We start from the raw sequence: 14,895 nt of genomic DNA, 5'->3' as shown, positions 1-14,895 counted from the left end.
CAGCGGCTGCGCAAAAACTAACATTCTTTCAACGAAAGCTAACAACTAGAGTGTCCGACAATAAAAACAAAAAGCGAGGTCAGGGCATGCAGACGTCCCTGGATGAATTCGACTACATCGTGGTCGGCGCCGGCCCCGCCGGTTGCTTGCTGGCCAACCGGCTTTCGGCGGATCCGCAGCAACGGGTGTTGCTGCTCGAAGCCGGCGGACGCGACAACTACGCCTGGATTCATATTCCTGTGGGTTACCTGTTCTGCATCGGTAACCCGCGCACCGACTGGTGCTTCAAAACCGAACAACAACCGGGCCTCAATGGCCGCGCGCTGAGTTATCCGCGCGGCAAGGTGCTGGGCGGCTGTTCGTCGATCAACGGCATGATCTACATGCGCGGCCAGGCCGGCGACTATGACGGCTGGGCGGCGGCAGGCAATCCGGGCTGGGCCTGGAAAGACGTGCTGCCGCTGTTCAAACAGAGCGAAAACCACTTTGCCGGCGGCGCTGAATTTCATGGCGATCAGGGTGAATGGCGGGTCGAACAGCAGCGCCTGTCGTGGCCGATTCTCGATGCCTTTCGCAGCGCCGCCGAGCAAAGCGGCATCGCCAGCATCAATGACTTCAACCAGGGCGACAATGAAGGCTGCGGTTACTTTCAGGTCAACCAGAAAGCCGGGGTGCGCTGGAACGCGGCCAAGGCCTTTTTGAAACCGCTGCGCAGCCGGGCGAACCTGACCGTGCTGACCGGCATCGAGGTTGATCGTGTCTTGCTGGAGAACGGCCGCGCGGCGAAAGTCAGCGCGCAGCATGAAGGCCAGACCAGACAGTTCAAGGCGCGCAAGGAGATTGTTTTGTGCGCCGGCTCGGTCGGCTCGCCGAGCATTCTGCAGCGCTCAGGGATCGGTCCGCGGCCGCTGCTCGAACGCTTAGGGATAGGCGTGATTCATGAGCTGCCGGGCGTCGGCGGCAATCTGCAGGATCACCTGCAACTGCGCCTGATCTACAAGCTGGAAAACGCCCGCACCCTGAACCAGATCGCCGGCAGCGTGTGGGGCAAGATGGGCATGGGCCTGCGTTATCTGTACGACCGCAGCGGGCCGTTGTCGATGGCGCCGAGTCAGTTGGGCGCGTTTGCCCGCTCCGGTCCCGAGCAAACCTCGGCGAACCTGCAATATCACGTGCAGCCGCTGTCGCTGGAGCGCTTTGGCGAGCCGCTGCACAGCTTCCCGGCGTTCACCGCCTCGGTGTGCGACCTGCGCCCGCAGAGCCGTGGGCGCATCGAGATTCGCTCCGCCGATCCGCAAGCGGCGCCGCTGATCCAGCCCAATTACCTCAGCCATCCAGAAGATCTGCGCGTCGCCGCCGATGCGATTCGCCTGACCCGGCGCATCGTCAGCGCCCCTGCCCTGCAAGCGTTCAAACCGGTCGAATACCTGCCCGGCGACAGCCTGCAAAGCGAAGAACAATTGCATGAAGCGGCGGCAAAAATCGGCACGACGATTTTCCATCCGGTCGGCACCTGCCGCATGGGCAACGACGGTGACGCAGTGGTCGATGCGCAATTGCGCGTGCATGGCGTGCCGGGTCTGCGCGTCGCCGATGCGTCGATCATGCCAAGAATTACCTCGGGCAATACCTGTTCGCCTACGCTGATGATTGCCGAGAAGGCGGCACAACTGATTTTGTCCAGACCTGTAGATATTTCCTCTGTGGGAGCGAGCCTGCTCGCGAATGCGGTAGCTCACTCAGCCTAGGAGTTGACTGGCAAAAAGCTTTCGCGAGCAGGCTCGCTCCCACAGGAATCATCACCAGACTCAGGCATCGCGCATTACCGGACACGCAACACCAGTGGAACAACAAAAACAATCACTGTGAGGGATACCGATATGTCAGAACACGTTCAGCCGCTGGACGCTGCGGGCAGCGCCGAGACCAGCAACGCCACGCAAAAAGTCATCTTCGCTTCATCACTCGGGACGGTGTTCGAGTGGTATGACTTCTTCCTCTACGGCGCCCTCGCGGCGGTGATCAGCAAGCAGTTCTTCGCCGGGGTCAACGACACCACGGCATTCATCTTCGCGCTCATGGCGTTCGCCGCCGGCTTCATCGTACGGCCGTTCGGCGCGTTGGTGTTCGGCCGCCTGGGCGACATGATCGGGCGCAAATACACCTTTCTGGCGACGATCATTCTGATGGGCGTGGCGACGTTCTGCGTCGGCCTGCTGCCGACCTACGCCAGCATCGGCATCGCCGCGCCGATCATTCTGGTGGTGCTGCGCATGCTTCAGGGCCTGGCGCTCGGTGGCGAATACGGTGGTGCGGCGACCTACGTGGCCGAACATGCGCCTATCGGCAAACGCGGCTTCCACACCAGCTGGATTCAATCCACCGCGACCCTCGGCCTGCTGTTGTCGCTGCTGGTGGTGCTCGGCTGCCGCTACTTCACCGGCGACCAGTTTGAAGTCTGGGGCTGGCGCATTCCGTTCCTGCTGTCGATCGTGCTGTTGGGCATTTCCACCTGGATTCGCCTGAGCCTGCACGAGTCGCCGGCCTACCTGAAAATGAAGGAAGAAGGCAAAACCTCGAAGGCGCCGATCCGCGAATCCTTCGGCAAATGGGAAAACCTCAAAGTCGTGCTGATTGCGCTGTTCAGCATCAATGCCGGGCAAGCGGTGACCTTCTACGCCGCGCAGTTCTATGTGCTGTTCTTCCTCACCCAGTTCCTGAAAATGGACCCGGCGGTGGCCAACAGTCTGTTGATTGTCAGCGTGGTGATCGGTGCGCCGTTCTTCATCTTTTTCGGCTGGCTGTCGGACAAGGTCGGACGCAAACCGGTGCTGATGCTCGGCCTGCTGCTGGCGACCGCGCTGTACTTTCCGATCTTCAAATCTTTGGCCCACTACGCCAACCCGGCGATCGATCAGGCCAGCCGTCAGGCACCGATCACCGTGCTCGCCGACCCCGCCACTTGCACCTTCCAGTTCGATCCGGTGGGCAAAGCCAAATTCGACAGCCCGTGCGACAAGGTCAAGACGTTCCTGGTCAAGCAAGGCCTGCCCTACTCCAGCGTCGCTGCGCCTGCGGGCAGCGCCGTGCAAGTGAGTGTCGGCGATGTGAAGCTGGATGGCTTCGATGAGGCGGCACTGCGCGGCGCGATTACCCTCGCCGGCTATCCGCAACAAGCCGATATGCAGCAGATCAACAAACCGATGATCGTCGCCCTGATCGTCGCGCTGATCATCATCTCGGCCATGTGCTACGGGCCGCTGGCGGCGCTGATGGTGGAACTGTTCCCGACCCGCATTCGCTACACCTCGATGTCGCTGCCCTATCACATCGGCAACGGCTGGTTTGGCGGATTCCTGCCCACCGTGTCGTTTGCGCTGGTGGTGTACACCGGAGATATTTTCTACGGGCTGTGGTATCCGGTGCTGATCACCGGGGTGAGCCTGGTGGTGGGGATGATCTGTCTGCGTGAGACGAAGAATATCGATCTCGACAAGAACTGAAAAACCCGCTGACACAATGGCGAGGGAAGCGATTCTCTCGCCATTTTTTTGCTCAGGCGTGCGCCTTGATCACTTCGAATTTCACCTGGTCCGGATAAAACGCCACGTACTCGCGGATCGGTTCAACCGAGACCTTCGGGTTTTCATAAGTCCACACCGCGTTGGCACCCTCATGTCCGGGCACTTGCAGGCTGAAATAGTTGGCGTCGCCCTTGTACGGGCAATAGCTGGTGTGGTCGGTGCGGGCGAAGTATTTTTCGTCGATGTCTTCGCGCGGGATGTAGTACACCGGCGGATAGTTGGCTTCGTTGAGGATCAGCGCGTGAGAGGACGCGGCGACCTGGATGCCGTGGAATTTAACCAGTAGACAGCCGCTGAGTTGTTCGACGCTGATCACGGGGCTGGGGCTTTTCATGGGGTTCTCCTGAAGACGGCGAAGAGACCGGTTCAGGTATAGCTGATGGGCTCGGGTCTGGTTGAGATTGCAGCCGAACGGCGAAAATCTTTGGCAATCGTTTTATCTGTATATCCATACAGATAAAAGTTGCTCGCGCGGCAGACTCCAGCCATCCTGTGCGCTCCCACAAATCAACCAGCGATGGTAGCTATGCGGCTGTACCTCTGTGAAAAACCTTCCCAGGCCAAAGACATTGCGGCCGTGCTCGGCGCTAGGCGTCGCGGCGACGGCTGCTGGTTGGGGACGGATGTCACAGTGACCTGGTGCATCGGCCATTTGCTCGAAACCGCGCCGCCGGATGCCTACGACGCTCGCTACAAACGCTGGGTGCTGGCCGATCTGCCGATCATTCCGGACAAGTGGAAAATGACCGTCAAGCCGCGCACCGCCAGCCAGTACAAAGCGGTGAAGCGTCTGCTTGGCGAGGCCAGCGAACTGATCATCGCCACCGACGCCGACCGTGAGGGCGAGATGATCGCCCGGGAACTGGTCGAGCACTGCCGCTATCGCGGGCCGATCCGCCGCTTGTGGCTGTCGGCGCTGGACGAGGCGTCGATTCGCAAGGCCTTGGCCGCGCTGAAACCGGGAGCCGAAACCTTCAGCCTGTATCACTCGGCGCTGGGCCGTTCACGCGCGGACTGGCTGATCGGCATGAACATGAGTCGACTGTTCACCTTGCTGGGCCGTCAGTCGGGTTATCAGGGCGTGCTGCCTGTGGGCCGAGTGCAGACGCCTACCCTGCGACTGGTGGTCGACCGCGACCGCAGCATCGCCGATTTCGTCCCCGTACCGTTCTGGGCAATCGATGTGGAACTGCTGCACAACGGCACAGCGTTTAGCGCGCAATGGCGCGCACCAGCGGATATTTGTGATGATCAGGATCGCTGCCTGAATCAGGCGTTGGCGCAACAAGCAGCGGCGGCGATCAGCAGTGCAGACAGCGCACGGGTGATCAAGCTGAAAACCGAGCGCATGCGCGAAGTGGCGCCCCTGCCCTTCGATCTCGGCACCTTGCAGGAAGTCTGCTCGAAAAAGCTTGGCCTTGGCGCGCAGGAGACCCTCGACATCGCCCAAGCCCTTTACGAAACCTACAAAGTCATCACCTATCCGCGCAGTGATTGCGGCTTTCTGCCGTTGAGCCAGCACGGTGAGGCGCCATCGATCCTCACCGCATTGCGCCAGGCCGATCCGAGCCTTGAAGCCTTGCAGGGTTATCTCGAACCGCAACGGCGCTCGCGAGCCTGGAATGACGCCAAGGTCAGCGCTCACCACGGCATCATTCCGACCATTGCCGCGAAAAACCTCGAACGCCTGACCGGCAAACATCGCGCGGTGTACACACTGATTCGCGCGCGCTACCTGGCGCAGTTCCTGCCCAATCACGAATACGATCGCACTCAGGCTGATTTCGACTGCAACGGGCAGGCGTTGCGCGCGGTCGGCAAGCAGATCATCGAACCAGGCTGGAAGCGCGCATTGCCCGAAGCACTGGCACCGGCCAAGGGCCGCGAAGCACCAGCACCGCAAACCTTGCCGACCCTCAGCCAGGGCGTCGAATGCGCTGTGGCGAAAGTGAATCTCAAGGATCTGTGGACGCAACCGCCAAAACCCTACACCGAAGGTGATCTGATCAAGGCGATGAAGAACGTCGCCAAACTGGTCGAGGATCCGCTGCTCAAACAGAAACTCAAGGACACCACCGGCATCGGCACCGAAGCCACCCGCGCGTCGATCATCCAGGGGCTGCTGGATCGCGGTTATCTAGTGAAGAACGGCAAGGCGCTGGCGGCGACACCTGCCGCGTTCAGCCTGATCGATGCGGTTCCGCGCGCGATCGCCGATCCTGGCACTACGGCCATCTGGGAACAGGCGCTGGACATGGTGCAGAGCGGCGAGATGAGTCTGGAAGAATTCGTCACCAAACAGGCTGCGTGGATGAGCAAGCAGGTCAGCCGCTGCTCAGCCCTCAGCCTGACCATCAGCGGCCCGCCGCCTGCCGGCAAAGCCGCAGCGCCGTGGAAAAAAAAGCGCAAGTCGACGGCCAGCAAAGCCGCCGGTACGCGCAAACGCACGGCGCGTCCGGCGACTCGCTGAATCCCTTGAGGTTCCCTTCTCTACGTTGCTGAAACGGATCTTTTCTCATTCCAAAACAGCTTTGTCCGACAATATGTAGTGCTTGAAAATAATCACTACAAAACCGTTGACGGCATCGTTTTGCTTTTGCATGATGAAGACGTTCCCCGATCGGGAGCACTGGTAACGCGCTTGAGCAAACTCGTCTGACCGCCGAGTTGTTTTTTCCGGATACACGCTGCCCACAAGGCAGATTGAAGAAGCTGACCTGGCCTGAACGTCCAGTACAAGGACGAGAAGCGCTGGCGAAAATTCTCAAGACGCTTGTGGCCGACACTGGATTGTCGTCAAGGAGCCTCCCGGTTTTCGCTGCTTCTCCTCGTTGTGACGCTATTGCGTAGCAGTTATTCAACACGACTACATGCAACAGATGCATGACCCCGTACTTAATACGGGCGAGCGCTGACGTCCTGGTTTCGGTGCCAGGGATCAACTAACCGATGGGCTACCTGTATTAGCGAATCAACTTTGAAAGATCACCAGACTGGTCAAGGGGCATAACAATGAATCTGAACAATCAACCCACCATCGAAGAACTGGCGCGTATGTTCGCGGCGCAGAAAGACAGCCACGACAGCCATATTCTCTGGATCAGCAAGTCGGGCCAGGTACACATCGACTGCCTGTCGCCCCATGCTGGCGAGGAAGAGTTCGACCGCAACCACCAGAACCTGCTGGCCCGCCTGAAGATGTACCGCCGCGGCCACGGTTATGTCGGCAAGAAGGCTGCGGCCGACAAGGACTTCATCGGCAGTGTGCTGCAGACGCTGAAACAGGCGTGGGATTCGATGCAGAATCAGAATGAAGTTCGGGTGATTGATCGGTTGTATTGAGTTGTAGATTATTTGACTAAGCGCCTGCTTCCGATTGGGAGCAGGCCCTTTGTTGTTCTTTTGAGTTTTGCGGCGTGAGTGCCCCCGTCGCCCCTCACCCCAGCCCTCTCCCGAGGGAGAGGGAGCCGACCGAGTTGCCTCAGCTCAACCGTAGATCTGAATGACCGTGGCGATTATGAGTCAACGAAGCTCGTTCAGGTCGGAGTAACTTGACCAAACACCTCGGTCAGTCCCCTCTCCCGCTGGGAGAGGGTTAGGGTGAGGGGCTTTTCATGCCGAGCACCAGCTCCACAAACGCCAACGCCGCCGCACTATGGTAATTATTCCTGCGCCGCAACAACGCCGCGCCACGCTGTGGCGCCTCCCCTTCGACCCGCAAGCGGCGCAATGCGCGATCTTCGCTGGCAATCGCCTCGGGCAGCATGGTCGCCAGCGGCGCATGCCGCACCACTTCCAGCAACGTACTCACCGAATTCACTTCAATCCGCACCTGCGGCGTAATCCCGTGCTTTCGGAAATAATCATCCACCAATAACCGCGTAATGAAGCCCGGCGCCAGCAAGGCGAAATCCATTGAAGCCAATTCCGTCGGCGTCAACACCGAAGGGCTGTCATAGAGCGGATGCCCAGGCCCGACCATGATCCCCAGCGTCTCGGTAAACGCCGGTATGCATTCGATATCGGCATTGCGCACCGGGGTAAACGCGATCGCGACATCCAGCGAGTCATCCGCCAGCCCCGCCTCGATGTCGTCCATCGACAACTCGAAGATCTCCAGATGAATCCCGGGAAACCGTGCCCCGTAGTCGCGCACCAGTGGCCCGACCAGATACGCCATGAACGTCGGCGTCATCGCCAGGCGCAGTGTGCCGCGCGACAAATCCTTCACGTCGTGCAAGGCGCGCTGCCCGGCCCCCAGCTCCACCAGCACGCGCCGCGCGCATTCGATGTAAGCCGCTCCGGCATCCGTCGGCTTCACCGTGCGTGAGGTGCGATCAAAGAGAGTCACACCGAGGTTTTCTTCCAATTGACGAATCTGCTGCGACAGCGTCGGCTGCGATACATGCAGCGCTTCGGCAGCTCGGGTGAAGCCTCCGTGATCGGCAACGGCGAGCAAATAACGCAAATGTCGCAACAGCATGAGGACACCAACTATAGGCAGGGCTTATGCGAAGCATTGTATATCGGTCTTGGACGCTATGGATCGACCGGCGCAAGATTGCTTCCACACAAGCAAGCCAACCCCTGAAAGGAGTGACACCATGCAACAGTCCCACGCCTACAACGACAACAGCCTGGCCCTGGCCACCCGCGTTCTCGACGCCAAGGCGAAAAAAGATCTGTCGTGGCAGGATCTTGCTGACGGCACCGGCCTCAGCCTGGCCTACGTCACCGCCGCCCTGCTCGGCCAGCATCCGCTGCCGGAAAACGCTGCTCAAGTGGTCGGCGACAAGCTTGACCTCAACGCCGATGACGTCGCCGCACTGCAGATCATTCCGTTGCGCGGCAGCCTCAGCGGCGTGCCGACCGATCCGACCATCTACCGTTTTTACGAAATGATCCAGATCTACGGCACCACGCTGAAAGCGCTGGTTCACGAGCAGTTCGGTGACGGCATCATCAGTGCGATCAACTTCAAACTGGACATCAAGAAAGTCGAAGACCCGGAAGGCGGCTCCCGCGCAGTGGTGACGCTCGACGGCAAGTTCCTGCCGCTGCGCCCGTTCTAATGCGCCCGGCCCGCATCCTGCGTGCGGGCCATCTCATTTCTGCCACGAGGACATGCCCATGAAAGCCCTGATCGACGGCTTCCTGAAATTCCAGAACGAAGCCTTCCCGCAACGCAGCGAACTGTTCAAACATCTGGCCACGACTCAGCAACCCGGCACGCTGTTCATCACCTGTTCCGACAGTCGCGTGGTGCCTGAGTTGCTGACCCAGCAAGAGCCCGGCGAACTGTTCGTGATCCGTAACGCCGGCAATATCGTGCCCTCCTACAGCCCACATCCGGGCGGGGTATCGGCGACAGTGGAGTATGCGGTGGCAGTGCTGGGAGTGAGCGATATCGTGATTTGCGGCCACTCCGATTGCGGCGCAATGACGGCAATTGCCCAGTGCAAATGCATGGATCATCTGCCCGCTGTCAGTGGCTGGCTGCAGCATGCCGAATCGGCGAAGGTGATGAACGAAGCGCGCGTGCATGGCAGCGACGCGGCGAAATTGAGTTCGATGGTGCGCGAGAACGTGATCGCGCAATTGGCGAATATCCAGACCCACCCGAGTGTGCGCCTGGCCCAGGAGCAAGGGCGGCTGAATCTGCATGGCTGGGTATACGACATCGAGACCGGTTCGATCGACGCGCTGTCGGCCGACCGCCGCACGTTTGTGCCGCTGGCCGAGCAACCTGAGACTTGCGCGATCAGCGCTAAGACTTCCAACGCAGCCTGACGCCCCGGCCGATGATCGTTCCCACGCTCCGCGTGGGAACGCAGCCCGTGACGCTCTGCGTCACTGGACGCGGAGCGTCCCTAGAGGCATTCCCACGCGGAGCGTGGGAACGATCAGATCAAAAGATCGCAGCCTTCGGCAGCTCCTACACGGCACGGTCCGGGTTTCAAGTTAGCGTTTTACCGTGAGATCAACCTGAGTCATCCGGCTACGCACGGTAAACACGCCATCGCCGGAAAGAATCGCGCTGCGCGCAAACAGGCGCCCGCTCTCCCAGTTCGAAAGGCCCAGTTCCGGCTTGTTCAACGCGTACTGGCCATCGACCCAACGGGTGATGCCGTTGCCTACGAACGGGGCATTCACCGCGTTGTAGAAACGTTCCTGAACCGCCGCATCCTCGCTGATCAACGACACGGTGAATTGCGGGCTGTAACGGTTGAAGAGCGCAATCGCCTGATCCAGATCGTCAACAATCATCAGGCTGACTTCCGGGGTTTCTTCCCATTCCCACTCGCGGCCCAGCTCCGACTCGGGCAAAGACTCGGCCAGCGCTTCGGTCTGGTAACCCTCGGCGCGATAAACCTCGACCGTTGCGTTCTGCCATTCGCTTGGCAGGCAACTTTCACTGCCCGCGACGATGTGCAATTTGCAGCCTTGGCCGCGCGCAGTACCGGCGTCTTTCAAGGCATCGAGGAACAGCGGCACCAGCTCATCGGCGCGTTCGCGCTGAATCAGGCAGACGTTCAGGGTGTTGCAGACCTTGCGGTCCAGCGAGTTGCGCACCACTGCCGCGAAGCGAGTGGCGTCGGCGTCACGGTCGGCGATCAGCCACGCGCCGCCGGTGCCGTGCAGGCTGACGGCAGTGCCGGCCTGCTGAGCAATGCTGCCCAACTGACTGACCGCACGGCCCGAGCCGCGCGCCACCGCCAGCGACAGACGCCGATCGGCGAACATCGCCCAACCGGCAGCATGATTGACGCTTTCCACCAACGACACTGCGCCAACCGGCAAGCCGGCTTCGGCCAGTGCTGGATTCAGCGCGTGAGTGACGATGGCTTGCGCAGTGCCCAACGCATCGCTGCCGATGCGCAGCACAGCCGTATTACCGGTGCGCAACACCCCGGCGGCGTCGGCAAATACGTTGGGTCGGCCTTCGAAGACAAACGCGACGATGCCCAGCGGCGAGACCACTTGCTCAACCTTCCAGCCATCGTGCTCGACACTGCTGATCACTTTGCCCCGGGTCGGTGGCGCATCACGCCAGGCGCGCAGCCCGGCGATCATGTCGCGGCGCATGCGTTCATCAGCGAGCAAGCGTGTGGTCGAGCGGCCGCGCGCCTTGGCTCGCTCGATGTCGGCGCGGTTGGCGGCTTCGATCTGCGTCCAGCATTCAGGACTTTCCAGGCGCTGAGCAAACAGATCGAAAAACTGGCTGATGGCTTCATCGGACACCGCCGACAACGCTGTGAATGCCGCAGCCGCACGCTCGATTGCCACCGAGGCGGCCTGTTGATCAGCCACGGGGATCAGCAACAACTCGCCACTGACCTGCTCGACCAGCAGATGGTCACCGGGCTGAAACCGCGCGGCCAGTTCGGGGCTGACCACGGTGACGCGGTTACCAGCGAAAGGGATCGGCGTGCCAGCGACTAGACGTTCGAGCGCAAGAGACATGAAGCGGATTCACCATGCAGAGGGCGGCCGGAAAATGTATAGAACACGTTCCTGCAAAGCAACACTGCACCCGGTGGGAGCGAGCCTGCTCGCGAAAGCGCCCGACCAGACGACATCGATGCTGAATGTGCCGACCTCTTCGCGAGCAGGCTCGCTCCCACACTGGAAATCGTGGTGTGTCTTCAGAACACCGACCAGCCAATCCGCGAGCTGAGCAGTTCCAGCGCCGCCATCCCCGCCAGCGAGTTGCCGGCCGCATTCAACTCCGGCGACCACACGCACACGCTGAACTGCCCCGGCACCACCGCAACGATGCCGCCGCCGACCCCGCTCTTGCCCGGCAGGCCGACGCGATAAGCGAAGTTGCCCGCCTCGTCATACAGACCGCTGGTGGCCATGATCGAGTTGACCTGCTGGGTCTGGCGGCGCGTCAGGATCTGCTCGCCGCTGTGCTTGCAGAACCCGTCATTGGCCAGAAAGCAGAACGCCCGGGCCAGATCGATGCAATTCATCCGCAGCGCGCAATGGCTGAAATAGCTGCGCAACACCGCCTCGACATCGTTGTGAAAGTTGCCGAACGACTGCATCAGATACGCCATCGCCGCATTACGCGCGCGGTGCTGGTATTCGGAGTCGGCGACCTTGCCGTCGATCATGATCTGCGGGTTACCGGACAGGCGCCGGACGAAGTCGCGCATCGACAATGTCGGCGCGGCGAAGCGCGACTGGTTGATGTCGCAGATCACCAGCGCCCCGGCATTGATGAACGGATTGCGCGGGCGGCCGCGCTCGAATTCCAGTTGCACCAGCGAGTTGAACGGCTGGCCAGAAGGCTCGTGACCAAGCCGTTCCCAGATCGCTTCGCCGGAGTGATCGATGGCCTGCACCAGGCTGAATACCTTGGAAATACTCTGCACCGAGAACGGCGTTTCAGCGTCGCCGGCGCAATACATTTCGCCATCGTTACTGTACACGGCGATGCCCAACTGGTTGGCCGGCACCGTGCCGAGGGCGGGGATATAGTCAGCAACTTTGCCCTGCCCGATCAGGGGCCGGACGGCGTCAAGGATCTCGTTCAACAGCGCTTGCATGCCGGGTTCCGAAAGTCTCGCCCCATGGGATCGCGGGGACACTGGGGCTAGACGCTGCGCCCGCCGGTCGCATCACACCGGCAAGCATCAGGCAGAATGTTCTAGGCTGAAGCGGACCATTAGACACGGGAGAGCACCATGCAACTCGAAGGCTCCTGCCATTGCGGCGAAGTCACGTTCAGCCTCGACAGCGCCCATCCTTATCCCTATCAACGCTGCTATTGCTCGATCTGCCGCAAGACCCAGGGCGGTGGCGGTTATGCGATCAACCTTGGCGGCGACGCGACCACTCTCAAGGTTCGCGGACGCAAAAACATCAGCATCTATCACGCGAAGATGAAAGCTGACGGCGATAAACGCGCCCATCGCAGCAGCGCCGAGCGCCACTTCTGCTCACTGTGCGGCAGCGGTTTGTGGCTGTTCAGCCCGGAGTGGCCAGAGCTGATTCACCCATTCGCCTCGGCGATCGACACGCCACTGCCGGTGCCGCCGGAACACACGCACCTGATGCTTGGCTCGAAAGCGCCGTGGGTTGAGGTCGAGGCGAAGCCGAAGGATCAGCAGTTTGATGTATATCCCGAAGAATCGATCGCCCAGTGGCATGAGCGACTCGGTGTAACTCGCTGAACACCGCGCCCTTCGCGAGCAGGCTCGCTGCCACATTTGGATTGCGATCACCTGTGGGAGCGAGCCTGCTCGCGAAGGGGCCGGGTCAGGCAATATCAATCAGTCCAGATGCGCCCAAGTCATCCTGAACAGCGCCCCACCCCACACCGAATCGCCAACTTCAACCTGCCCGCCATGGGACTGCGACACCCGCCGCACCAGCGCCAGGCCCAGTCCGAAACCGCCAGTACGCCGATCCCGGCTGGCATCCAGTCGGGAAAACGGTTCGAAGATTTTCTCCCGTCCCTCCAGCGGCACGCCCGGCCCGTCATCGCTGACCCGCACTTCATAGTCATCGCCATTGCGCTGCAGCGACACCTCGACGCGCTGCTCGGCATAGCGAATGGCATTGCGCAAAAGGTTGATCACCGCCCGCGCCATGAAGCGCGGTTCGATGCTTACCGTGTCGACCTGGCAACCGGCGATCGACAACTGCACGCCCACAGCTTCGGCCTCAAGCGCCACACTGCCGACGACACTGTCGAGCCAGTCGGCTGCGTGAATATTCTCCCGTTTGATCACCGTCGCGCCATGCTCGAGGCTGGCGTAGGTCAGCAATTCCGAGACCATCTCCTCCAGCTCACCAAGGTCGGCATACATGTCGGCGATCAGCTCGCGATTCTGGCTCGCGTCGGGTTGCTGCTTGAGCTGATCGAGCTCAAACGAAAGCCGCGCAATCGGTGTGCGCAATTCGTGGGACACCGCGTTGGTCAGTTCGCGCTGGTTGGCGATCAAGCCCTCGATGCGCGCCGCCATCAGATTGAAGTGCTCGGCCAGATCGCGGATGTTCGAGCGCCGCGACAACTGAATGCGCACCGACAGATCGTTGTCGCCGAAACGCTCGGCCGCCAGCCGCAGCTTTTCCAGATCGCGCCAGTGCGGGCGCACCCAGAAAAACAGAACAATGCCGATCAACACCGCGAGCATCATGTAAGCCGCGGTGATGTAGAACGGCATCAGGCTCGGCTCTGGCGGCAGCTTGATGCTGAGCAACTGCGAGCCACCATCGATGTTGCTGATGAACTGCGTGTAATCGTCGCGGATCACCAACAGGTTCCGCGCGAGCTCAGCTTTTTCCTGCGGTGTGAGGGCCAGTTGATCGGCCTCGACCAGACTCAGCGACAGACCGTAGTGCGCCCGCAATGAATCGAGTTTCTGTTCACGCTCGGCGCCCTGGCGGCCTTGCAGATGATCGACCAGCGACCACGCCTGACCACGCACGGCTTCACGGTTGTAATCCTGCGTCTGGCTGTCGAGCAAGGCGTTGAAGGTGTGTTCAACCGTCTGCAAGGCCAGCACCAGACCCACCGTCATCACCAGAAACAGGCCGAGGAACAAGCGCAGCATCTACAGCTCCCACGCGAACGGATTGAACAGATAGCCCTTGCCCCACACGGTCTTGATGCACACCGGCTCGCGAGGGTTGTCCTTGAGCTTGTTGCGCAACTTGCTGATGTAGACGTCGACGCTGCGATTGAGGCCGTCGAAGGCAATGCCGCGCATGCGACTGAGAATGTCATCGCGGGAAAGAATCTTGCCCGCCGCGCTGGCGAGCAACCAGAGCAATTCGAACTCCATGGTGGTCAGCTCGATCAGCTCACCGGTCAGGCGCACTTCCCGGCAACTGCGGTCGATGCTCAATTGCCCGAACTCGAGAAAACTCACCACGCTGGTGTCCGGCGTCTGCCGCCGTTGCAACGCCCGCAGCCGCGCGAGCAATACCGGCGGTTTGATCGGTTTGATCACGTAATCGTCAGCGCCGGACTCCAGACCGAGGATGTGATCGAGATCGTCTTCCTTGGCGGTGAGGATCACGATCGGCGTGTCCGAGACACTGCGAATTTCCCGGCAGACCTGCAAACCGCTCTGCCCCGGCAACATCAGGTCGAGCACCAGCACTTTCGGCTTGAATTCCAGGAACGCAGCCATGGCCAGATCACCGCGATGTACTGTGCGCACCTCGTAGCCGTGTTGTTCTAGAAAGTGTGCGATCAGTGCGGCGAGACGCTCATCGTCTTCGACCAGCAGAACTTTGCCGAAACCCAGGTTATCCATAACAACCGTTGCCAAGCCAAACGTGAAAGGGCCGA

At 60.7% G+C, this 14,895-nt stretch carries 13 protein-coding genes; 7 read left to right on the top strand and 6 right to left on the bottom strand.

The features are described 5' to 3' along the window. Positions 1–86: 86 nt before the first annotated feature. Positions 87–1,748: a GMC family oxidoreductase gene (locus tag OC605_RS23455; protein ID WP_262139783.1), complete on the top strand. Its 1,662-nt coding sequence runs from the start codon at positions 87–89 to the stop codon at positions 1,746–1,748. A gap of 132 nt (positions 1,749–1,880) precedes the next feature. Next, positions 1,881–3,503 carry an MFS transporter gene (locus tag OC605_RS23450; RefSeq protein ID WP_073471178.1) on the top strand — a complete coding sequence of 541 codons (1,623 nt, stop codon included), beginning with the start codon at positions 1,881–1,883 and terminating at the stop codon, positions 3,501–3,503. Positions 3,504–3,555: 52 nt separating this feature from the next. Here the strand turns inward: OC605_RS23450 and OC605_RS23445 are convergent, their stop codons facing one another. After that, positions 3,556–3,918, bottom strand: coding sequence for a DUF427 domain-containing protein (locus OC605_RS23445; RefSeq protein ID WP_262139781.1), 363 nt, complete (start codon positions 3,916–3,918; stop codon positions 3,556–3,558). A gap of 192 nt (positions 3,919–4,110) precedes the next feature. Here OC605_RS23445 and OC605_RS23440 point away from each other — a divergent pair, with 192 nt between their 5' ends. Beyond that, a complete protein-coding gene (locus OC605_RS23440) occupies positions 4,111–6,054 on the top strand; it encodes a DNA topoisomerase III (protein WP_262139779.1) in 1,944 nt (647 codons plus the stop codon). 542 nt (positions 6,055–6,596) lie between these two features. Next, positions 6,597–6,926: a hypothetical protein gene (locus tag OC605_RS23435; protein ID WP_041480831.1), complete on the top strand. Its 330-nt coding sequence runs from the start codon at positions 6,597–6,599 to the stop codon at positions 6,924–6,926. A 253-nt stretch (positions 6,927–7,179) separates the two neighbouring features. Here OC605_RS23435 and cynR read toward each other — a convergent pair whose 3' ends face one another. Further along, complete coding sequence (gene cynR, locus OC605_RS23430) at positions 7,180–8,067, bottom strand: transcriptional regulator CynR (protein ID WP_262139776.1); 888 nt, start codon at positions 8,065–8,067, stop codon at positions 7,180–7,182. A gap of 121 nt (positions 8,068–8,188) precedes the next feature. Between cynR and cynS the strand changes: the two genes are divergently transcribed. Continuing rightward, positions 8,189–8,656, top strand: coding sequence for a cyanase (cynS, locus tag OC605_RS23425; RefSeq protein WP_133336556.1), 468 nt, complete (start codon positions 8,189–8,191; stop codon positions 8,654–8,656). Positions 8,657–8,714: 58 nt separating this feature from the next. Further along, entirely contained in the window at positions 8,715–9,374 is a 660-nt protein-coding gene (locus OC605_RS23420; protein ID WP_262139773.1) for a carbonic anhydrase, read from the top strand. Positions 9,375–9,545: 171 nt separating this feature from the next. On the opposite strand, the gene OC605_RS23415 is transcribed toward OC605_RS23420, so the two are convergent. Both OC605_RS23415 and glsB read right to left on the bottom strand, forming a co-directional pair. After that, positions 9,546–11,048, bottom strand: a complete 1,503-nt coding sequence (locus tag OC605_RS23415) for an aldehyde dehydrogenase family protein (protein WP_262139771.1) — start codon at positions 11,046–11,048, stop codon at positions 9,546–9,548. 182 nt (positions 11,049–11,230) lie between these two features. Then, positions 11,231–12,139, bottom strand: coding sequence for a glutaminase B (gene glsB / locus OC605_RS23410; protein ID WP_024013269.1), 909 nt, complete (start codon positions 12,137–12,139; stop codon positions 11,231–11,233). 138 nt (positions 12,140–12,277) lie between these two features. Here glsB and OC605_RS23405 point away from each other — a divergent pair, with 138 nt between their 5' ends. Beyond that, entirely contained in the window at positions 12,278–12,766 is a 489-nt protein-coding gene (locus tag OC605_RS23405) for a GFA family protein (protein ID WP_262139770.1), read from the top strand. 99 nt (positions 12,767–12,865) lie between these two features. Here the strand turns inward: OC605_RS23405 and OC605_RS23400 are convergent, their stop codons facing one another. Both OC605_RS23400 and OC605_RS23395 read right to left on the bottom strand, forming a co-directional pair. Next, a complete protein-coding gene (locus OC605_RS23400) occupies positions 12,866–14,152 on the bottom strand; it encodes an ATP-binding protein (RefSeq protein ID WP_262139768.1) in 1,287 nt (428 codons plus the stop codon). Continuing rightward, complete coding sequence (locus OC605_RS23395; protein ID WP_262139766.1) at positions 14,153–14,860, bottom strand: response regulator; 708 nt, start codon at positions 14,858–14,860, stop codon at positions 14,153–14,155. Positions 14,861–14,895 lie beyond the last annotated feature (35 nt).

The sequence above is a fragment of the Pseudomonas sp. Marseille-Q5117 genome, assembly GCF_946901175.1.
GTDB lineage: Bacteria > Pseudomonadota > Gammaproteobacteria > Pseudomonadales > Pseudomonadaceae > Aquipseudomonas > Aquipseudomonas iranensis.
Note: the sequence above shows the minus strand (reverse complement) of the source record. Positions and strands in the feature narration are given on the sequence as shown.